20 protein-coding genes are annotated in these 19,378 nt (G+C 70.8%); 9 read left to right on the top strand and 11 right to left on the bottom strand.

The features are described from left to right. Positions 1 to 37: 37 nt before the first annotated feature. Positions 38 to 676, bottom strand: a complete 639-nt coding sequence (locus WJM96_RS06825; RefSeq protein WP_424811683.1) for a superoxide dismutase — start codon at positions 674 to 676, stop codon at positions 38 to 40. Positions 677 to 774: 98 nt separating this feature from the next. On the opposite strand from WJM96_RS06825, the gene WJM96_RS06830 reads away from it, so the two are divergent. Together WJM96_RS06830 and galE are read left to right on the top strand one after the other, a co-directional pair. Next, positions 775 to 1,557: a phytoene/squalene synthase family protein gene (locus WJM96_RS06830; protein ID WP_424811684.1), complete on the top strand. Its 783-nt coding sequence runs from the start codon at positions 775 to 777 to the stop codon at positions 1,555 to 1,557. Between the two features lie 53 nt (positions 1,558 to 1,610). Beyond that, positions 1,611 to 2,609 carry a UDP-glucose 4-epimerase GalE gene (gene galE / locus WJM96_RS06835; protein ID WP_424811685.1) on the top strand — a complete coding sequence of 333 codons (999 nt, stop codon included), beginning with the start codon at positions 1,611 to 1,613 and terminating at the stop codon, positions 2,607 to 2,609. A gap of 4 nt (positions 2,610 to 2,613) precedes the next feature. On the opposite strand, the gene WJM96_RS06840 is transcribed toward galE, so the two are convergent. Then, complete coding sequence (locus tag WJM96_RS06840; RefSeq protein WP_424811686.1) at positions 2,614 to 2,946, bottom strand: DUF1491 family protein; 333 nt, start codon at positions 2,944 to 2,946, stop codon at positions 2,614 to 2,616. 100 nt (positions 2,947 to 3,046) lie between these two features. Between WJM96_RS06840 and WJM96_RS06845 the strand changes: the two genes are divergently transcribed. Together WJM96_RS06845 and WJM96_RS06850 are read left to right on the top strand one after the other, a co-directional pair. Beyond that, on the top strand, positions 3,047 to 3,256 hold the full coding sequence (locus tag WJM96_RS06845) for a hypothetical protein (protein ID WP_424811687.1): 210 nt from the start codon (positions 3,047 to 3,049) through the stop codon (positions 3,254 to 3,256). Position 3,257: 1 nt separating this feature from the next. Beyond that, on the top strand, positions 3,258 to 3,749 hold the full coding sequence (locus WJM96_RS06850) for a glutathione peroxidase (protein ID WP_424811688.1): 492 nt from the start codon (positions 3,258 to 3,260) through the stop codon (positions 3,747 to 3,749). Positions 3,750 to 3,799: 50 nt separating this feature from the next. Here WJM96_RS06850 and parE read toward each other — a convergent pair whose 3' ends face one another. The 5 genes from parE to WJM96_RS06875 form a co-directional block, all read right to left on the bottom strand. Beyond that, positions 3,800 to 5,767 carry a DNA topoisomerase IV subunit B gene (gene parE / locus WJM96_RS06855; RefSeq protein ID WP_424811689.1) on the bottom strand — a complete coding sequence of 656 codons (1,968 nt, stop codon included), beginning with the start codon at positions 5,765 to 5,767 and terminating at the stop codon, positions 3,800 to 3,802. A gap of 273 nt (positions 5,768 to 6,040) precedes the next feature. Continuing rightward, positions 6,041 to 6,523: a DNA starvation/stationary phase protection protein Dps gene (dps, locus tag WJM96_RS06860; protein ID WP_424811690.1), complete on the bottom strand. Its 483-nt coding sequence runs from the start codon at positions 6,521 to 6,523 to the stop codon at positions 6,041 to 6,043. Between the two features lie 62 nt (positions 6,524 to 6,585). Beyond that, a complete protein-coding gene (locus WJM96_RS06865) occupies positions 6,586 to 8,175 on the bottom strand; it encodes an MFS transporter (protein ID WP_424811691.1) in 1,590 nt (529 codons plus the stop codon). Then, complete coding sequence (locus WJM96_RS06870) at positions 8,175 to 9,461, bottom strand: NCS2 family permease (RefSeq protein WP_424811692.1); 1,287 nt, start codon at positions 9,459 to 9,461, stop codon at positions 8,175 to 8,177. The genes WJM96_RS06865 and WJM96_RS06870 overlap by 1 nt, the downstream gene beginning before the upstream one ends. 31 nt (positions 9,462 to 9,492) lie before the next feature. Next, entirely contained in the window at positions 9,493 to 10,503 is a 1,011-nt protein-coding gene (locus WJM96_RS06875; RefSeq protein ID WP_424811693.1) for a LysR family transcriptional regulator, read from the bottom strand. A 95-nt stretch (positions 10,504 to 10,598) separates the two neighbouring features. On the opposite strand from WJM96_RS06875, the gene WJM96_RS06880 reads away from it, so the two are divergent. Then, positions 10,599 to 11,678: a TauD/TfdA family dioxygenase gene (locus tag WJM96_RS06880; RefSeq protein ID WP_424811694.1), complete on the top strand. Its 1,080-nt coding sequence runs from the start codon at positions 10,599 to 10,601 to the stop codon at positions 11,676 to 11,678. Then, positions 11,675 to 12,652 (top strand): Bug family tripartite tricarboxylate transporter substrate binding protein, encoded by a 978-nt coding sequence (locus WJM96_RS06885; protein WP_424811695.1) that lies wholly within the window; start codon positions 11,675 to 11,677, stop codon positions 12,650 to 12,652. The genes WJM96_RS06880 and WJM96_RS06885 overlap by 4 nt, the downstream gene beginning before the upstream one ends. 4 nt (positions 12,653 to 12,656) lie before the next feature. Here the strand turns inward: WJM96_RS06885 and WJM96_RS06890 are convergent, their stop codons facing one another. After that, positions 12,657 to 12,911 carry a hypothetical protein gene (locus WJM96_RS06890; protein ID WP_424811696.1) on the bottom strand — a complete coding sequence of 85 codons (255 nt, stop codon included), beginning with the start codon at positions 12,909 to 12,911 and terminating at the stop codon, positions 12,657 to 12,659. 143 nt (positions 12,912 to 13,054) lie between these two features. Then, positions 13,055 to 14,122, bottom strand: coding sequence for an NAD(P)H-dependent flavin oxidoreductase (locus WJM96_RS06895; protein ID WP_424811697.1), 1,068 nt, complete (start codon positions 14,120 to 14,122; stop codon positions 13,055 to 13,057). 101 nt (positions 14,123 to 14,223) lie between these two features. On the opposite strand from WJM96_RS06895, the gene glmM reads away from it, so the two are divergent. Genes glmM through WJM96_RS06910 form a run of 3 tightly spaced genes read left to right on the top strand, consistent with a single transcriptional unit; the run spans position 14,224 to position 17,316 of the window. Next, a complete protein-coding gene (gene glmM / locus WJM96_RS06900) occupies positions 14,224 to 15,600 on the top strand; it encodes a phosphoglucosamine mutase (protein ID WP_424811698.1) in 1,377 nt (458 codons plus the stop codon). Beyond that, the gene (gene thiD / locus WJM96_RS06905) at positions 15,597 to 16,403 is read left to right on the top strand and encodes a bifunctional hydroxymethylpyrimidine kinase/phosphomethylpyrimidine kinase (RefSeq protein WP_424811699.1); all 807 of its coding nucleotides are present in this window, start codon (positions 15,597 to 15,599) and stop codon (positions 16,401 to 16,403) included. The genes glmM and thiD overlap by 4 nt, the downstream gene beginning before the upstream one ends. Continuing rightward, the gene (locus WJM96_RS06910; protein WP_424811700.1) at positions 16,396 to 17,316 is read left to right on the top strand and encodes a hypothetical protein; all 921 of its coding nucleotides are present in this window, start codon (positions 16,396 to 16,398) and stop codon (positions 17,314 to 17,316) included. Before thiD ends, WJM96_RS06910 begins: the two co-directional genes overlap by 8 nt. A gap of 39 nt (positions 17,317 to 17,355) precedes the next feature. Here the strand turns inward: WJM96_RS06910 and WJM96_RS06915 are convergent, their stop codons facing one another. Together WJM96_RS06915 and WJM96_RS06920 are read right to left on the bottom strand one after the other, a co-directional pair. Further along, entirely contained in the window at positions 17,356 to 18,324 is a 969-nt protein-coding gene (locus WJM96_RS06915; RefSeq protein WP_424811701.1) for a Bug family tripartite tricarboxylate transporter substrate binding protein, read from the bottom strand. Next, positions 18,321 to 19,373, bottom strand: a complete 1,053-nt coding sequence (locus WJM96_RS06920; RefSeq protein WP_424811702.1) for an adenosine deaminase family protein — start codon at positions 19,371 to 19,373, stop codon at positions 18,321 to 18,323. The genes WJM96_RS06915 and WJM96_RS06920 overlap by 4 nt, the downstream gene beginning before the upstream one ends. Positions 19,374 to 19,378 lie beyond the last annotated feature (5 nt).

The raw sequence follows: 19,378 nt of genomic DNA on the forward strand, positions 1-19,378 counted from the left end.
GCGAGCCGCGCCCCCTTGTTCGGTCCTCGCGAAAGGATCAGGCGCTCTGGCCGCTCTCCAGGCCGCCCTTGTCCAGCAGGCTCTCGACCACGCTCCAGTCGACGAGCTTGTTCAGGAAGTTGTCCAGGTAGTTCGGGCGGACGTTGCGGAAGTCGAGGTAGTAGGCGTGCTCCCACACGTCGGCACCGAGGATGGGCTTGCCCTCGCCGGTCGAGATCGGGTTCGCGCCGTTCGGGGTCTTCGTGACCTTCAGCTTGCCGTCATTGCCGATGATCAGCCACGCCCAGCCCGAGCCGAACTGCGTGACGCCGGCCTGCTTGAAGGCCTCCTTGAAGGCCGCGAGGCCGCCGAGGTCGCTGTCGATCTTGGCGGCGAGCTTGGCCGGCAGCTTGTCGCCGCCGCCCGAGGGGCTCATCACCTGCCAGAACAGCACGTGGTTGTAGTGCTGGCCGGCCTGGTTAAGCACGGGCAGGCCATCGGCGCCGGCCTTGCCGGCCTCGGCCACGATGGTCTCCAGCGACTTGCCGGCGAGGCCCTTGCTCTCGATCAGGCCGTTCAGCGCCGTCACATAGGCGTTGTGGTGCTTGCCGTGATGCAGCTCCAGCGTCTCCTGGCACATGCCCTGGCCGGCAAGGGCCGAGGTCGAGTAGGGGAGGGGGGGAAGGCTGAAGGCCATGGCGTTTCTCCAGAGGGAAGGATGCTGCGCAGCTAAGCAGGGTGGCGGAGGGCGTCAACCGCTTGCCGAATGACGCTCTTGCGGCCATGCGGTTGCGCGTGCCCGAACTTTCCCCCTGCGGCGCCATCGCGCGCCGCCACGACCCGGACCGCTTCTTCTGCGCCCTCTTCGCGCCGGCGGAGCGGCGGGAGGCGCTTTTCACGCTGATCGCCTTCAATCACGAACTCGCCCGCGCCCGCGAGGTCGCGAGCCATCCGATGCTGGCCCTCATGCGCCTCACCTGGTGGCGCGAGGCGGTGGAAGAGGCCGTGGCGGGCCGCCCGGTCCGCCAGCACGAGGTCGCCGCTCCGCTCCACGCGGCCATCCGGACGGGCGAACTGGACGCCGAGGGCCTCATCGCCATGGCCGAGGCCCGCGAGGCCGAGACCGACGAGGAAGGGATCGAGACCACGGCCGCGCTGCATTCCTATCTGCGGGGCACGGCGGGGGGCTTCGCGGTGGTGGCCGGCCGGCTGCTGGGCGCGCCGCCCGCCCTGCTGCCGGGGCTGCAGCAGGCGGGCATGCTCTACGGACTCGCGGGGCTGCTGCGGGCCGTGCCGGCCCTGGCCGCGCAGGAGCGCTGCCTGCTGCCGCGCGAACTCATCATGCCCGAAGTGGTGATTGCGGACCCGCGAGAAGCCGGTCCGGTGGTGCGTCAGCTGGCCCAGGGCGCCCCGGCGCCGCCGGATCTCAAGGGCCTGCCGCGCGCCGCGATGGCCGCCGCCCTGCCGCTTACGCTCGGGCGGCGGGACTTGCGCCGCCTCGCCCGCGGCGCGGAGGTGAGCCGGGGCGTGTCCGACCGGATTGCGGTCCTCATTGCCGCGATTGTTTCCCGGCCCTAGCGAATTCATGCCACATTTGCAGTGCACCAAACGGTGCAGCAAGGCGGTGTGGAATGGCTCGTTATCTGGTGACCGGCGGCGCCGGCTATGTGGGAAGCCACGTCGTGCTGGCACTGCTCGATGCCGGCCATTCGGTGGTGGTTCTGGATGATCTTTCTACCGGCCACCGCGAGGCGGTGCCGGCCGAGGTGACGTTCATCAAGGCGCATCTTTCCGAGAAGCAGCGCCTGGCCGAGGTTTTCGCGGCCTGGAAGTTCGATGCCGTCTTCCACCTGGCGGCCTTGTCGCTGGTCGGCGACAGCATGAAGAACCCGCTGCGCTATTGCCGGGAGAACCTGGGCAATGCCGTGGACCTTGCCGATGCCGCGGTGCGCGCCGGCTGCCTGAAATTCGTCTTCTCCTCGACGGCGGCGGTGTTCGGGGTTCCCAAGACCGTGCCCATCACCGAGGAAGCTCCGACCACCCCGGTGAACCCTTACGGCCTCTCCAAGCTCATGATGGAGCAGGCGCTCGCCTGGGCCGAACAGGCGCATGGCCTGCGGTCGGCCTCGCTGCGCTACTTCAACGCGGCCGGCGCCGACCCGCTCGGCCGCGCGGGCGAGGATCACGATCCCGAGACGCATCTCATCCCGCGCGCGATCCTCGCGACGCTCGGCCAGGCGCCGCCGCTGCATGTCTTCGGCACGGACTACGACACCAAGGACGGCACGGCCGTGCGCGACTACGTGCATGTCGCCGACCTTGCCGCCGCGCATGTGGCCGTGCTGCCCCGGCTGGAGCAGGGGTCGGTGCGCTACAACCTGGGCAATGGCGCAGGGCATTCGGTGCGCGAGGTGATCGAGGCGATCGAGCGCGTCTCCGGGCGGAAAGTGCCTTATGAGAACGGCCCTCGCCGTGCGGGCGACCCGCCGGCGCTGGTCGCTTCCTCCGCACGGATCCGGGCCGAGACGAGCTGGCGGCCGAAGCATGCCGAGCTGGACGACATCGTGCGCACCGCCTGGAACTGGCACGTCGCGAATCCGCAGGGCTACCGGCAGCGCGAGAGCGCGTAGCCGCTCAGATCAAGCGGGCCTCGAAGGGCGGCAGGTAGTCCGGCGCCTCGAACTCAATGACCCAGACATCGGGGTCACGCTTCACCTGGCGCTGGATATAGGCATCGGCTTCCTCCCGCCCCACGGGGGCGGGGCCGGTTCCGCGGACCCAGGCGGGGCGGCCTTCCATGTCACGGGCCTGCGCCAGCACCATCTGGCCCTCGCGCCCTTCCAGCACGCAGATCAGCCCGCCGGAGTCCGGGTCGCCCTTGCGAAGGACGGCGGCCGGCCGGCCGGCCATGTCCGACATGCGGATGGCCATCGAGACCCAGATATGCGCCTTGACCTTTGCGTCCATGCCTCCCGGTGAAGCGCAGGGACGGGCTTGCCGCAAGCCCTTCCTCTCGGCACAAGGGGGCCAGCAAGCCCCCCTCCCGCGGAGCCATCCCCTCATGGACATGAAGAAGCTGACCGAAGGCCAGCGCAGCTACGAGGCCAAGCGCGCCGCCAAGGCCGGCATGTCGCTCGACGCCTGGCTGCGCGACAAGGAAAAGCGCGCGCAGGAAGAAGCCGCGCTCGCCGCCAAGGCCCAGGCGGCCGAGGCCGCCCCGGCGAAGAAGCCCGGCTTCTTCAGCCGCCTGCTCGACCGCGCGCACAAGCCCATCTGAGGTGACGACGGCCTGGGACTTCTCCGCCAAGGGCATTACGGGCGAGGAGGTGCCGCTCGAGCGCTTCCGCGGCCAGGTCCTGCTCATCGTCAACACCGCCAGCAAATGCGGATTCACGCCGCAATATGACGGGCTGGAGAAGCTGCATGCGGAGCTTTCCCCCCGGGGGTTCGCGGTGCTCGGCTTTCCCTGCAACCAGTTCGGCGGGCAGGAGCCGGGCGGCGAGGCTGAGATCGCCGAGTTCTGCCGCCTGACCTACGACGTGGACTTTCCGATGTTCGCGAAGGTCGAGGTGAACGGGCCCGGGACGCATCCGCTCTATGCCTGGCTGAAATCGCAGGCGAAGGGCTTCCTCGGCACCAGCGGCATCAAGTGGAACTTCACGAAGTTCCTGGTCGACCGGCAGGGACGCGTCGTGAAGCGCTACGGCTCCGCGACCAAGCCGGGCGCGATCCGGGCGGATGTCGAGCAGCTGCTCGCCCAGCCCGCCTGACCTTCCGGGACTGTCCGGCCGCGAATGCGGCCGGCGCCTGAAAGCGGGAACTAGGCGTCCACCGCTTCCGCGTCCATCTTGGAGGCGTTCTCCTGGATGAACTTGAAGCGCAGCTCCGGCTTGCGGCCCATCAGCGCTTCCATCAGCTCGGCGGTCCGGGCGCGTTCCTCTGGCGGCAGCGTCACCTGAAGCAGCACGCGGTGCTTCGGCGCCATCGTCGTGTCGCGCAGCACGGCGGCGGGCATCTCGCCGAGGCCCTTGAAGCGGCTGACCTCGACCTTCTGGTTCGGCTTGAAGTGGCGCTTGATCTGCCGCTCGCGGTCCGCATCGTCCATTGCATAGACGCTCTTGTCGCCCGCCTGCAGGCGGTACAGGGGCGGCTGCGCCAGGAAGACGCGCCCCGCGCGCACCAGCTCCGGCAGCTCCTTGTAGAAGAAGGTCATGAGCAGCGCGGCGATATGCGCGCCGTCCACGTCCGCGTCGGTCATGATGACGATGCGGCCGTAGCGCAGCTTCGCGAGGTCGAAGCGGTCGCCCACGCCGCAGCCCAGCGCCTCGATGAGGTCCTTCAGCTCCTGGTTGCCGCGCAGCTTCTCGGCCGAGGCGCTGGCGACATTCAGGATCTTGCCGCGCAGCGGCAGCACGGCCTGGGTCTCGCGATCGCGCGCCTGCTTGGCGGAGCCGCCGGCGCTGTCGCCCTCGACCAGGAAGATCTCGGTGTTCGCGCTGCTCTCGCTGGAGCAGTCGGTGAGCTTGCCGGGCAGGCGCAGCTTGCGCGTCGCGGTCTTGCGTGGCGTGTCCTTCTCGGCGCGGCGGCGCAGGCGCTCCTCCGCCCGCTCGACCGCGAAGGCGAGGAGGTTGTCCGCACTCTGGGGGTCGCCGGCGAGCCAGTGGTCGAACGGGTCGCGCAGCGCGTTCTCGGTCAGGCGCTGCGCATCGGCGTTGGTGAGCTTGTCCTTCGTCTGGCCCTGGAAATGCGGGTTGCGGATGAAGACGCTGAGCATCCCCGCCATGCCGCCGAGAATGTCGTCGGCGGTGACGGTGGCGGCGCGCTTCTCCTTCTTCATCTCGCCATAGGCGCGCAGCCCCTTCACCAACGCCGCGCGCAGCCCAGCCTCATGCGTGCCGCCCTGCGGAGTGGGGATGGTGTTGGCGTAGGTGGAGAGGAAACCCTCGCCCTGGTCGAGCCAGGTGATGGCCCATTCGCAGCGCCCGGCGGAATCCGGAAATTCGGCGGTGCCCGCGAAGGGCGTGGGCACCACGGCGCCGCGCCCCTCGACGGCCACGGCCAGGAAGTCCGAGAGGCCGCCCGGGAAGTGCAGCACCGCTTCGGCCGGCGTGTCGCCGGTGGCGAGCGCGGCGTCGCAGCGCCAGCGGATCTCGACACCGCGATAGAGATAGGCCTTGGAGCGGCAGAGGCGGAACAGCCGTTCTGCCCGGAACTGGAGGTTGCCGAAGATCTCCGGATCCGGCTTGAAGCGGATCGTGGTGCCGCGCCGGTTGCGGACCTCGCCGACGCGCTTGAGCTTCGAGGTCGGCTTGCCGCGCGCATAGGTCTGCCGGAACAGCTCGCCGCCCAGCGCGACCTCCGCCTCCAGCTCCTCGGCCAGCGCGTTCACCACGCTGCTGCCGACACCATGCAGGCCGCCCGAGGTGTCGTAGGCCTTGCCCGAGAACTTGCCGCCCGAATGGAGCGTGGTGAGGATCACCTCCAGCGCCGAGAGCTTCGGGAACTTCGGGTGCGGGTCGACCGGGATGCCGCGGCCATTGTCGCGCACCGTCAGCCAGTTGCCCGCTTCCAGCGAGACCTCGATGCGGTCGGCATGGCCGGCCACGGCCTCGTCCATGGCGTTGTCGATGATCTCGGCCGCGAGATGATGCAGCGCATTGTCATCCGTGCCGCCGATATACATGCCCGGCCGGCGCCGGACGGGCTCCAGCCCCTCCAGCACCTCGATATCGGCCGCGCTGTAGCTGGACGCAGCCTTGCCGCCGCGGCCCCCGAAGAGATCACCCATGGGCGCTACCTACAGGGCAAGGGAACAGGAGGGCAACTGACGACGGCAAGCGATTGAACTGCCCCATGTTCTGACGCGGCCATTGTCCGGACCTGCCCGATTCGCGGCCGCCTTACTATCTTACCATCTTACTATCTTACCCGCGCTCGCCGCGGCGCGCTTCGGACAAACCGCGCCCCTTGGCGGCCCGAGAGATGGGAAAAATATCACAGAATGCAAGCGCTGAGCTCACCCCGCGTCCGGGCCGCCAAAGGGCCCGGACGCGCGGCCCGTTCAGCCCAAATGCGCTTCCAGCATCCACAGCGCCTTGTCGAGCGTGCGCGAGGTCGCGGTGAAGAGGTCCGCGGTATCGGCATCGCCAGCCTCGTCCGCCGCGTCGATCGCCTCGCGCGTCGTGGTGGCGAGGGCGGCATAGCGCTCGGCCAGGGCGGTGACGTGCTTGATGCCGTCCTTCAGGTCAGCGGGGTATGCCGCCAGGCGCGTCGCGGCGCCCACCTGCTGGGTCGTGCCCTCCGGCGTGCCGCCGAGCTGGACCACGCGCTCGGCCGTGTCGTCCACCGCTTCGGCCAGCTGGTCGTAGAAGGTCTCGAAGAGAAGGTGCAGGGCAGCGAATTGCGGACCCTTCACGTTCCAATGCGCCATCTTCACGGCGTTGCTGAGGTCTATGAGGTCAGCCAGGGCGGCGTTCAGCAGGTTGACGCTCGCGAGGCGGGCATTCTCGCCCAGCGTGTTTCGGGTCTTGGAAAGCTTGGCCATTCGTAGGTTCTCCTTACCCTTCAAACTATGGGTAGCATTGCGCCATCCGCCATCGATGCCTGTCAAACCCTGACATTCACATAGCGCGCAGCTTCCGGCCCTGTGCCGTGCGTATCGAATTGCGCGGCGCGCGCGAGGATGGAGCGGTCCTCATCCGTCAGGCGCGTGGATTCCCGCAGATGCTCGGCCCAGCTCTCGATGGTCCAGAGCTCCACCCAGCGCTCGGGGTGAGCCACGTCCTCATAGAGGCGCCACGTCCGCGCGCCGCCGCGCAGCCGCACCCGCCGGCATTGGGACACCGCGGCGAGGAAGGCCTCGCGATCCTTGGGCGCGACGTGATAGCGCACGACCTCCAGCACGCGGTTCTCGCCCTCGTGCAGCAGGCTGCGCAGCGACGAGTCGGCGGGTTCCGGCCGCGCGAGCTCGACCTTCTGGGGCGTGGCGGGCAGGTCGCCCTCCAGGCGCCAGCGGCGCACGGCGAAGGCGCTGACCAGCGCGCAGAGCGCGAAGGCGCCCATCGTGATCTCGACGCCGATGCGCCCCGCGATCCAGCCGGAGAAGGCCGCGCCGGCGGCCATCGCGCCGAAGAAGCTCATCTGGTAGACGCCCATCGCGCGCGCGCGCACCCAGGCGGGTGCGGCCATCTGCGCCGCGGCCTGCATGGTCGAGGCCGCCGAGATCCAGGCCACGCCGTAGAGCAGCATGCCGAGCGCGGCGAAGAACCAGTGGTGCAGCGTCGCCAGGATGGCCAGCGCCACCCCGTTCAGCACCGAGGACCAGAGCACGATGTCCGAGCGGTCGATCCGGCCGCGTACCGCGGGCAGCAGGAAGCCCGCCATCACCGCTCCCGCGCCCATGCAACCCAGCAGCAGGCCGAAGGCCTGCGGGCCGAGCTGCAGCGTCTCGCGCACCAGCAGCGGCAGCAGGCCCCAGACGGCCGAGCCGAAGAGGAAGAAGACCACCGCGCGCAGGATCGCCGCGTGCATGGCGGGCGTTGCCGCCACGAAGCGCGCGCCCGCCCGAACGGCGGAGAGGAAATGCTCGCGCGGCATGCGCGACGCCATGGGCTCTCGCTTCCAGAAGAAGAGCGAGACGACGAGCGTCAGGATGCAGAGCGCGTTCAGCGCGAAGGCCGCTTCGACCCCGAACCAGGCGACGACGAGCCCGCCGATGGCGGGGCCCACGGCGCGCGTGAGGTTGAAGCCGATGCCGTTGAGTGCGATGGCGCCCACCAGGTCCTCGCGCGGAACCAGCTCCGGCGTGGTCGCCGCCCAGGCGGGAAAGGTCATGGCGAGGCCCGCGCCGAGTGCGAAGGTGAAGGCGATCAGCCCCCAGGGTCCCAGCGCGTCGCCCGCCGTCAGCAGGCAGAGCAGCGTCGCGATCAGCATCATCCAGACCTGCGCGCCGATGAGGAAGAGGCGGCGGTCCATGATGTCGGCCAGCGCGCCGGCGGGCAGGGCCAGCAGGAAGACCGGCAGCTGGGAGGAGGCCTGGACGAAGCTGACCATGATCGGCGCCGGGTCCAGGCTGGTCATCAGCCAGCCCGCCGCCGTGTTCTGGATGAAGAGCCCGGTGTTGGAGGCGAGGTTGGCGATCCAGAGCAGCCGGAAGGCAGGATGGCGCAGCGGCGCGAAGGCGGCGGGACGAAGCATCAGATCAGCGCGAACTTCACCGCGCAGAGCGCCGCGAGAACCCAGACGGCGCCATGCACCTCGCGCGCCCGGCCGGCCAGCGTCTTCACGCCTACATAGGCGAGGAAGCCGAGGCCGATGCCCGTGGTGATGGAGAAGGTGAAGGGCATGGCGAAGACGGTGATCATGGCGGGGAGGTACTCGGTCTCGTCGTCCCAATGCACCCCCTTCAGCGCCTGCGCCATGAGGCAGGCGACGAAGATGAGCGCGGGCGCCGTCGCATATTCCGGCACCGAGGCCGCAAGAGGGGCCGCGAAGAGGGCGACCAGGAAGAAGCCTCCCACCGCGATGGCCGTCAGCCCCGTGCGCCCGCCCTGCTGGATGCCGGCTGCGCTCTCGATGTAGCTGACGGTGGTGGAGGTGCCGAGCGCCGCGCCGATCATGGCGCCGCCGCTGTCGGCCAGCAGCGCGCGGCCGAGGCGCGGCACGCTGCCGTCGGGCCGCATCAGCCCGGCGCGGTGCGTGGTGCCGATGAGCGTGCCGGCATTGTCCAGCAGGTCCACCAGGAAGAAGGTGAAGACCACCCCCAGCATGCCGATGTTGAAGACAGCCGCGATATCGAGCTGCAGGAAGGTCGGCGCCAAGGAGGGCGGCGTGGCGACGAAGCCCTGGAAGGTGGTCAGCCCGAAGGGGATGCCCGCCGCGGCGGTGACGAGAATGCCGATGATGATGGCGCCCGGCACCCGCCGCGCCGAAAGGGCGGCCATCAGCACGAAGCCCAGGCTGCCGATGATCACCGGGGCGGAGGCGATATTGCCCATTCCCACAAGCGTCGCCGGATGCGCGACGACGAGGCCCAGGTTCTTCAGCCCGATCAGGCCGAGGAACATGCCGATGCCCGCGGCGATGCCGAGCTTGAGCGAGAGCGGGATGCCGTCGATCAGCCACTCCCGCACGCGGGAGACGCTGACGGCGAAGAAGATCATGCCCGATACGAAGACCGCGCCCAGCGCCGCCTGCCAGGAGACGCCCATGGCGCCCACCACGACGAAGGCGAAGTAGGCGTTGATCCCCATGCCGGGCGCCAGCGCGATGGGAAGGTTCGCGATCAGCCCCATGAGCACCGAGCCGATGGCCGCCGCGAGGCAGGTGGCCACGAAGGCGGCCCCGTGGTCGATCCCGGCCGCGGCCAGGATCTGCGGGTTCACCACCAGGATGTAGGCCATGGTGAGGAAGGTCGCGAGGCCGGCCGCGACCTCGCGGCTCACGCTCGTGCCCTGCTCGGCGAGGCCGAAGAAACGCTCCATGCACGCCCGCTCCCTGCTTGGCGGGCGGAGGTTACGCAGTCGGGCGAGTCGCTGTCACCCGCGTCGTCGCCCCGGATTCCGCCGGGACGATCCAGCCCTCGCGTGCCAGCGCGCCGCGATCGGTCAGCACCTCGATGCCCGGGTCGCGCAGGGATTGCAGTTGCGCCAGCAGGGCCGTCACCACCTCGGTCGCGGCGGGGGTGAGGGACCGGCCGGCGCGGCGCGCCAGGGAGGCCGTGCGATGCACCGCCGGCTCCAGCTTGCGCCAGGCGAGGCCCGAGCCGCGCAGGGGGCGCGCCGCCAGCGCCGGCACCGCCCCGACGCCGACGCCCTGCTCCACGAGGCTGCGCAGCGTGGTCATGCTGGAGACCTCGTAGCGCAGCCCGTGCACCGCCTTGGCGCCGTGGCCGTCCTGGTCGAGCGCGCGCCGCATGCCGTTGAGCTGGCTCATCCCCACCAGCGGGAAATCGGCGAGCACGCCCCATCCCAGGCTCTTCCCGGCACGCGCCAGGGGATGGCCGCGCGGGCAGAGCAGGCCGAAGCGGTCGCGCATCAGGGGGATCGCCTCGATTCCCGGCTCGGGGCGCGGCAGGGTGGTGATGGCGAAGTCGAGCTCGCCCGCCAGCAGGCGGCGCGCGGCGCCGTCCGTGTGCTCCTCGATGAGCCGGACGGCGATGCCGGGAAAGCGTTCGGCGACCGCCTGCAGCGCAGGCGCGACGACAGGGCCGATGAAGGAGGCGGTGGCGGCCATGACCACGAGGCCGCTCTGCCGGTCGGCGATGGCGCGCAGGTCGTCGATGGCGCGCTGCATCTCGTCCAGCAGGCGCTCGGCCGTCGCCATGAAGCGCTCGCCATGGGCGGTGGGCGCCACCGCGCGGGTGCTGCGGTCGAGCAGCCTGAGCCCGACCTCCTCCTCCAGCCCGCGGATCGCCATGGTCAGCGCGGATTGCGTGAGGTTCAGCTCGCTGGCGGCGCGGGTGAAGCTGCGGGCGCGGGCGACGGCCAGGAAGGCGCGGAGCTGCCGGAGGGTGATGTTGGCCATAAGGTAATCTGATAAATAAGCGCAAAAAATGAAATAGACTTAGCCCGGATGCCGCCCCAGCCTGTCCCTCAGAAGAAAAGACTTCGGAGGAAAACATGTCCCACGCCCTCGCCGAGGAGCGCGTCGCGCTACCGCCTGGCCCGATCGGCGGCCCCGCCGCCTGGACCGGCCCGGAAATGATCCGGGACGGCTCCTGGCTGCACCAGTTCACGGCGGCAGAGCTCTCGGAGATCGACGCCGCGATCCGCGCGCACCAGGCCTCGGGACAGGAGATGGGGCGCATCTCGCGCCAGACCTTCCGCCTGCCGACGCTCGGCCCGGTGCTGGACGGCATTCTGCAGGACCTGCTGCACGGGCGCGGCTTCGTGCAGTTCCGCGGCTTCGAGGTGGCGAAGTACACGACCGAGCAGGCGGCCATCGCCTATCTCGGCATCGGCGCGCATCTCGGCAGCTTCCGCTCGCAGAACGCCAAGGGGCATCTGCTGGGCCATGTGCGCGATCTCGGCCTCGACATCAGCAAGCCGACGGTCCGCTACTACCAGACCAACCGCGAGCTCGAGTACCACACGGATTCCTGCGACATCGTGGGGCTGCTCTGCCTCAAGACCTCGCGCTCCGGCGGCGAGAGCATGATCGTTAGCTCCGTCACGCTGCATGACGAGATGCTGAAGCGCCGCCCCGACCTCTACGAGCAGCTCTTCCACGCCTTCCCGACCGACCGGCGCGGCGAGATCCCGCCGGGCATGCTGCCCTGGTTCGAGGTGCCGGTCTTCAGCTGGCACGAGGGGCAGCTGACGACGATCTATTCCGGCCAGTACATCCGCTCGGCGCAGCAGAACTTCCCGGAGGCCCGCCGTCTCACCGCCGCCGAGACCGAGGCGCTGCAGATGTTCGACGACCTCACGCGCGATCCCTCGCTGAATCTGAAGATCGAGTTCCGGCCGGGCGACATGCAGTTCCTGCACAACCACCAGATCCTGCACAGCCGTACCGATTTCGAGGACTGGCCCGAGCCGGAGCGCCGCCGCCACCTCTTCCGGCTCTGGCTCTCGCCGCCGGACGGGCGGCCGCTGCCGCCGAGCTTCGCTCAGCGCTACGGCCAGCTCACGCCGGGCGACCGCGGCGGCATCGTGACGAAGGACACCGTCCTGAAGTTCGTGCTGGAACCCCAGTGATCCCGGATATCTCGCGGCGCGGCCTCCTGGCCGCGCCGCTGCTGCCGCTGGCCGGTCGCGTCCATGCCCAACAGGCGTGGCCGAACCGGCCTGTCCGCATTGTGGTGCCCTTCCTGCCGGGCGGCATCATCGACACGCTGGCGCGGCTGATCGCCGAGCCGCTGCAGCGCAGCCTCGGCCAGCCCTTCGTGATCGAGAACCGCGGCGGTGCCGGCGGCAATGTGGGGACGGCCGTCGTCGCGCGCGCGAAGGGCGATCCGTACACGCTGCTGCTCGGCAGTTCCGGTCCGCTTTCCGTCAGCCCGACGATCGAGAGCAATCTGAGCTTCGACGCCGCGGCGGATTTCACGCCCATCAGCATCCTCGCGCGCACGCCGCTGGTGCTGGTGGTTCCCGCCAACTCGCCCTGGCGGGACCTGCGCTCGATGATGGATGCCCTGCGCGGCATCCGGCAGGAGGTGATGTATCCCACGCCCGGCCTTGGCTCGCCGCAGCTTTTGGCGGGCGAGGCGCTGCGCCAGCGCGTGGGCTTCCCGGCCCAGCCCGTCCACTACAACGGCAGCGCGCCGGTCGTGATGGCGATCGTCGCGGGCGAGATGCCCTATACCTTCGAGAATCTGGTGCTCGTCGCCCAGCAGGTGCGCCAGGGCGCGCTGCGCGCGCTCGCGGTCACCAGCGCCGAGCGCGCACCGCTCCTGCCCGACGTGCCGACCATGAGCGAGGCCGGCCTTCCGGGCTTCGAGGCGGGCGGCTGGTACGGTTTGCTGGCGCCCGCGGACATGCCGCCCGGCATGGTGCCGCGCCTGCATGCCGCGACGGTCGCCGCCCTGGCCGAGCCGGAGGTGAAGCGGCGGATCTCCGAGATGGGATCGCCCAACATCTCCAGCACGCCCGAGGAATTCCGCGCCATGATCGCCGCCGAGACGGCGAAATGGCGCGACGTTCTTCTCGCGGGCCGGACGCCCGCGCGCTGAGGCGCTAGCGGCCCGTCCAGGCCGGAAGCGGCGCCTCGTTCACCTCGCCCGCGCGGTGATCGCCGTTCGGATGCATCACGCCGCGAGCGGGGCGCAACGGCGAGGGCGTGGCCTTCCGCCAGGCGCGGCGGCGGTCGCCCGCGCTGGCCTCGTCATGGCCGCCGAAGCCGGCCATGGCTTCGCGGTGGCCCCTCGCGAAGCGCGCGTCGCGGACCTTGCGGGCCAGTTCCTGGGCCATGTGGTTGTCGTGAGCGGACATTGGATCATCTCCCCTTTGTTCCACTCATCCCAACACGGCCCTGCCCGGTTCGTTGCGGTGATCCGGGCAGCGCAGCCATGCGCCCGGGGCGCTGGTCAGTTCCGATATGACTCCGTGGCCATGAGCCCATGGCCTAGGCACCGTCAGGCCGGCAGAAGCGCCTCGGCTTCGGCCCAGATGCGCCGCAGGACATCGCCGGCCGGTTCCGCGCGCGCCATCGCGGCACCCTGTCCGGCCCAGAGCTGCATGCGGCTGGCATCGCCTTCCTGGCCGGCCTCGGTCCGCATGGGCGTGGTGAGCACGCGCTGCAACGGGTAGGGGGCGGGCTTCACGCGCTCGAACATCTCGGTGGCGCGGTTGGCGATGCCGCGCGCGAGGCGCCCGGAGAAGCCGCGCGTCAGTACCGTATCCTCTGGCGCGGCGCCCGCCAGCGCATCGGCCCAGGCCGGTGCCACCTGCGCCTCGGGGCAGCGCAGGAAGGCCGTGCCCATCTGCACGGCGCTGGCCCCGAGCGTCAGCGCGGCCGCGACGCCCCGCCCGTCCATGATTCCGCCCGCCGCGATCACGGGCACCGACAGCGCGTCCGCGAAGCGCGGGATCAGCGCGACGAGGCCGATAAGCTGCGTCTCGGCCTTCGCCTGGTCGAAGCTGCCGCGATGCCCGCCCGCCTCCGCCCCCTGGGCGACGATGGCGTCGGCGCCGGCGGCCTCGGCCTCACGCGCCTCGGCCAGCGTGGTGGCGTTGCAGATCCAGAGGATGCCGCGCTCCTTCAGCCGCGCCACGAAATCCGGCGTCCAGCCGATGCCCATGATGGTGGAGACCACGGCGGGTCCCGCCGCCAGCACGGCCTCGGACTGGGCCGCGAAGTCCTGCACGAAGGGGCCGTCGCCGAGCGGGGCGGGCTCGGGGCCGAGGGTCGCGAGCGCCGCGCGCACCGCATCCTCATGCGCCGCGTCGCGGACCGGTGGCGGGTCGGGCGCCCAGAGGTTGATCTGGAAGGCACCGTTGCTGCCGGCGCGGAAGGTCCGCGCCCAGCCCGCGATCTCCTCGGGGTTGGAATTGAGCGCGCCGAACCCGGCCATGCCCCCGGCATTGGCCACGGCGATGCCGAGCGAGGGGGGCGAGGAGCTGGCCATGGGGGCCTGCAGGATCGGCGCGCGCAGGCCGAAGCGGGTGCAGAAGGCGAGGGCGCGTTCGCGGGGGGAGGTCATGCCGCGATTGTGTCCACGGGACGCGGGGGGTAGCAAGACAGCTCAAGCCGGAGCCGCCGAGGTGGATCCGGCGCTAGGCTCCCGAACGCATGACGAACCCGATGACCCTCAGGACTCTTCCAGGCGCCTCGAAGCGCAAGCTTTTCGGCACCGACGGCATTCGCGGCACGGCCAACCGGCCGCCGATGGATGCCGGCACCGCCCTGCGGCTCGGCCAGGCGGCGGGGCGATTCTTCAACCGCGGCACGCACCGCCACCGGGTCGTCATCGGCAAGGACACGCGCCTCTCCGGCTACATGCTGGAGCCCGCGCTGACGGCCGGCTTCGTCTCGGCCGGGATGGACGTGGTGCTGGTGGGGCCGCTGCCCACGCCGGCCATCGCCCTGCTGACGCGCTCGCTCCGCGCGGATCTCGGCGTGATGATCAGCGCGTCGCACAACCCGCACGAGGATAACGGCATCAAGCTCTTCGGCCCCGACGGGCTGAAGCTCTCCGACGAGCAGGAGAGCGCGATCGAGCGGCTGATGGAGGGCGATCTGGCCTCCGCGCTGGTGAGCCCGGAGAAGCTCGGCCGCGCCTCGCGGCTGGAGGACGCGCCGGGCCGGTACATCGAGGCCGCGAAGGCCAGCTTCCCGCGGGGGCTGACGCTGGAGGGCCTGCGCGTCGTCGTCGATTGCGCGCATGGCGCTGCCTACAAGGTGGCGCCCACCGTGCTGTGGGAGCTGGGGGCCGAGGTGGTGAGCGTCGGCGTCGCGCCGGACGGCTTCAACATCAACCGCAATGTCGGCTCCACCGCCCCCGCGCAGCTGGCCGCGCTGGTGACGGAACGCCGCGCCGACCTCGGCATCGCGCTGGATGGCGATGCCGACCGCGTGGTGCTGGTGGACGAGAAGGGGAACGTGATCGACGGCGACCAGATCCTGGCGCTCATCGCTTCGTCCTGGGCCGCGGAGGGGCGGCTCACGGGCGAGGGCATCGTCGCCACCGTCATGAGCAACATGGGGCTGGAGCGCTTCCTGAAGGGCAAGGGGCTCACCCTGCACCGCACGGCCGTGGGCGACCGCTACGTGGGCGAGCGCATGCGCGAGATCGGCTGCAACCTCGGCGGCGAGCAGTCCGGCCACGTCATCCTCAGCGATTTCGGCACGACGGGCGACGGGCTGGTGGCCGCGCTGCAGGTGCTGGCCGTGCTGGTCGAGCAGAAGCGCCCCGCGAGCGAGGCCTGCCGCCAGTTCGAGACGCTGCCGCAGAAGCTCGTGAACATCCGCTACACCGGCGCCTCGCCGCTGCGCGACGCGGGCGTGCAGAGCGCCATCGCCGCGGAGGAGGCGGCGCTAGGCGAGTCCGGGCGCGTGCTCATCCGCGCCAGCGGCACCGAGCCCGTGATCCGCGTGATGGTGGAGGCGGAGGAGGAGGCGCGGCTGAACCAGGTGATGGACAGCCTGTGCGGGACGATCCGGTCCAAAGTCAGCGCATGAAGGGCAAGGTTCTGATCTGCGCCGGCTCCGACTCAGGGGGCGGCGCGGGCATCCAGGCCGACATCAAGGCGGTCACCGCGCTGGGCGGCTTCGCGATGACGGCGATCACGGCGCTGACGGCCCAGAACACGCTGGGCGTGCAGGGTGTGCTGGGCGTGGAGCCCGGCTTCATCCGCCAGCAGATCGCCTCCGTGCTGGACGACCTGGGCGCCGATGCGATCAAGACCGGCATGCTGCATGACGTGCCGACCATCGAGGCGGTGTGCGACGAGATCGCCGCCCGCGCGCCGGGCGTGCCGCTCGTCGCCGACCCCGTGATGGTGGCCAAGGGCGGTCATCGCCTGCTGGCCGAGGATGCGGTGGAGACGCTGAAGCGCCGCCTCCTGCCGCTCGCCACGCTGATCACGCCCAATATTCCCGAGGCAGAGGTGCTCGCGGGCATGAGCATCGACGGCGAAGCCGGGATGGAGCGCGCCGCGAAGGCGCTGCTCGCGCTCGGCGTGCCGGCGGTGCTGCTCAAGGGCGGCCATATGGAAGGCGAGGTGCTGGTGGACCTGCTGGCGACGCCCGAGGGGATCACGCGCTTCGAGGATCGCCGCGTCGCCACGCGCCACACGCACGGCACGGGCTGCACCATGGCATCCGCGATCGCGGCCGGGCTCGCGCAGGGCATGGCGATGGTGCCGGCCGTGGCGCGCGCGCGGGCCTATGTGCGCGCGGCCATCCTGGCCGCGCCCGGCTTCGGCAGCGGGCACGGGCCGCTGGATCATGGCGTGACGGTGGACGCCACGCGTTTTGGCTGACCGCACGCTCGCCTACTTCCCGCTGCCGCTCCTGGCCGTGCCGATGGGCCTGGGCGGCATGGGACTTGCCTGGCGCGTCTTCGCGGAGGCCGCGCCCTGGGCCGCGCCGGTGGGCGAGGCGCTGATGGCGCTGACCGCACTGGCCTGGATCGTCATCACCGCCTTGCACGTGATGCGCGCCATGCGCCATCCCTTCATGGCGCGCGAGGATTGGCAGCATCCCTTCCGCGGCAGCTTCGCTGGCGCCATCGCCATCGGCCTGATGCTGGTGGCGGCGACGCTGCTTCCTTACGTGCCCGGCGTCGCGCGCGTCGTGCTGCTGGTCGCGGTCGCGCTGCAATGGGGGGTGGGTCTCGCGCTGCTCGGACGCGCGCTGCGCGGCGAGGGGAGCGGGGCCATGCTGGCGCCGCCCTTGCTGATACCCCTGGTGGGCAATCTGGTGGCGAGCATCTTCGCCCCCGCGCTCGGCATGCCGATGCTGGGCTGGATGCTCTTCGGCGTCGGCACGACGCTCTGGCTGGCGCTGCAGCCGCTGCTGCTGCATCGCATGGTGGAGGGGCCGCCGCTGCCCGTCGTGCTGCGGCCGGCCTTCTTCATCCTGCTCGCACCGCCGGCCGTGAGCGCGCTGGCGCTGGAGGCGCTGGGCGGGCACGGGCCGCTGGTCTTCGCACTCTACGGCTTCGCGTGCTTCACGCTGGCCTTGCTGGTGATCGAGCTTCCCTTCCTGGTGGCAGGCGGGTTCAACCCGGGCTTCTGGGCCTTCACCTTTCCGCTCGCGGCCTTCGCCTCCATCACGATGCGGCTCGCGGATTTCGGGATCGGCGCGGCGGCGCTGGCGGTATGCAGCCTTGCGATCGGCTGGATCGCGTGGCGCACGCTGCGGGCGTCGCCCACCTTCTTCCACGCGCCTTAGCGGCCCGCGCCGAAACCGGCGCGGCCCAGGACGTGCCGCTCAGTCCGCGCGGATATTGCCAGCCCGCACCACCTCGGCATAACGCGCGCTTTCGCTGCGGACGAGCTCGGTCAGCTCCTCCGGCGTCTTGTGCCAGGGCGTCATGCCGACATTCGCGAGGCGCTGGCGGAATTCCGCATCGGCCAGCATGGCGTCGAGCTCCGTCGCCACGCGGCGCGTGATGGCGGCATCGGTCCGCGCGGGCGCGAAGAGGCCCTGCCAGGCCAGGATCTCCAGCCCCGCGAATTCCGGCAGGCGCGCCAGGGGCGGCAGGTCCGGCAGGCCCGGCGCGGGCTCCAGCGAGGAGATGGCGAAGCCCTTGATGCGCCCGTCGCGCAGCAGCGGCCCCGTGCTCGTCACCGTGAGTACGGCGAGGTCGAGGCGGCTCGCCATCAGGTCCGTCGGGATCTGCGCCGCGATGCGATAGGGCACGTGCTCCAGCTTCGCGCCGGAGCGGCGGGCGATGATCTCGCCCCAGAGATGCAGCGAGGTGCCGGTGCCGGAGGAGGCGAAGGTCAGCCCCTCGGGCCGCGACTTGGCAAGGGCGATGACGCCCGCGAGGTCGTTCGCCGGAAGGTCCGGCCGCCCCACCAGCGTCAGCGGCAGCGACGCGATCATGCCGATAGGCGCGAAGTCCCGCACGGCGTCGTAGCGCACGGCCCCGGGGGTGACGTGCGGCGAGATGGTGAAGGGGCTCTCCACGCCGACCAGCAGCGTCTGTCCGTCGGGCGCGGCGCGGGCCACGCGCTCCGTGCCGATGGTGCCGCCCGCGCCGGGCGCGTTCTCGACGACCACGCTCTGGCCGAGGCGCTTCGAGAGCTCGGCGGCGGTGAGGCGCGCCACCGTGTCCACATTGCCGCCGGCCGCGAAGGGCACGATGAGCGTGATGGGCCGCGTCGGCCAGGATTGGGCGAACGCCGGCGCGGCCAGCAGGCCGGGGGCGGCGAGAAGGGCGCGGCGGCCGATCATGCGATGATTCCTTCGGGGTAGATTTCGGCGGCCAGCGCGTCGAACTCCTGCGCGAAGACGCCTTCGAGATGGCGCCGCGCGGGCTCCGGCAGGAAGGCGCCGCGGATGCCGTTCAGCGTGAAGCCGCGCAGGTCCGCCAGCCCGAAGCCGAAATCCTCGACCATCATGCGCCAGCAGCGGGTCGGCGTGACCTGGTGCAGCGGCGGGTCGTCGGTGTTGGGGTGGATCAGCAGCCCAGCGCCCGGCATGCGGCGGATGGGGTGGTCCAGCGCCCAGCGCTCGGGCGGGAGCGTGCGGAGGTAGTAGGAATTGGTCGGCACCACGGTGAAGAGGATGCCGCGCTCGGCGCAGCGGGCCGTCAGCGCCTCATCCTCCAGGATGGTATAGCCGTGGTCGATGCGATCCACCTCCAGCAGGTCGATCGCGGTCTCGACGTTGCGGGGGTGGCAGCCGAATTCGCCCGCATGGGCGGTGAGGCGGAAGCCGCCGCGCTTGGCCAGGCGCCAGGCCTTCCAGAAGAGCTCGGGCGGGCGGTCCGTCTCCCGGTAGTCGATGCCCATGCCGATGATCGGGTCGCGCCGGTAGGCCAGCATCCATTCGGCGAGCGCGGTCGCCGCCTCGGGCGTGGCCTCGCGGTCGATGGAGGGGATGAGCAGGGCGGAGACGCCGAAATCCACCGCCGCATCGGCGAAGCCGGCCAGGATGGCGTCGGCGCCCTTGGCGTAGGGGAAGATGTGCTCGGTGCCCGTGGGGTTCCAGAAGATCTCGTTGTGCCGGACGCCATGGGCGGCGGCGTCCTGCAGATGCTCATAGGCGATGCGGTGCAGGTCGGAGGGCTGGCGCAGCACCCGCTGCTCCAGCGCGCGGAGTACGTGCAGCACGCCCTTGGGCTTGGCGTCGCGGGCGTAGAGGACCTCGGTCTCGGCCTCGCTCATGCCGGTGCGGGCGGCCATCTCGGCGAAGGTGGACTGGCGCACGGCGCCCAGCAGGTGGACGTGGAGATCGACCTTGGGCAGGGCTTGGCAGAATGTTTCGAGGGCGTCGGCCATGCGGC

The sequence above is a fragment of the Roseococcus sp. YIM B11640 genome (assembly GCF_049727625.1).
Taxonomy (GTDB): Bacteria; Pseudomonadota; Alphaproteobacteria; order Acetobacterales; family Acetobacteraceae; genus Roseococcus.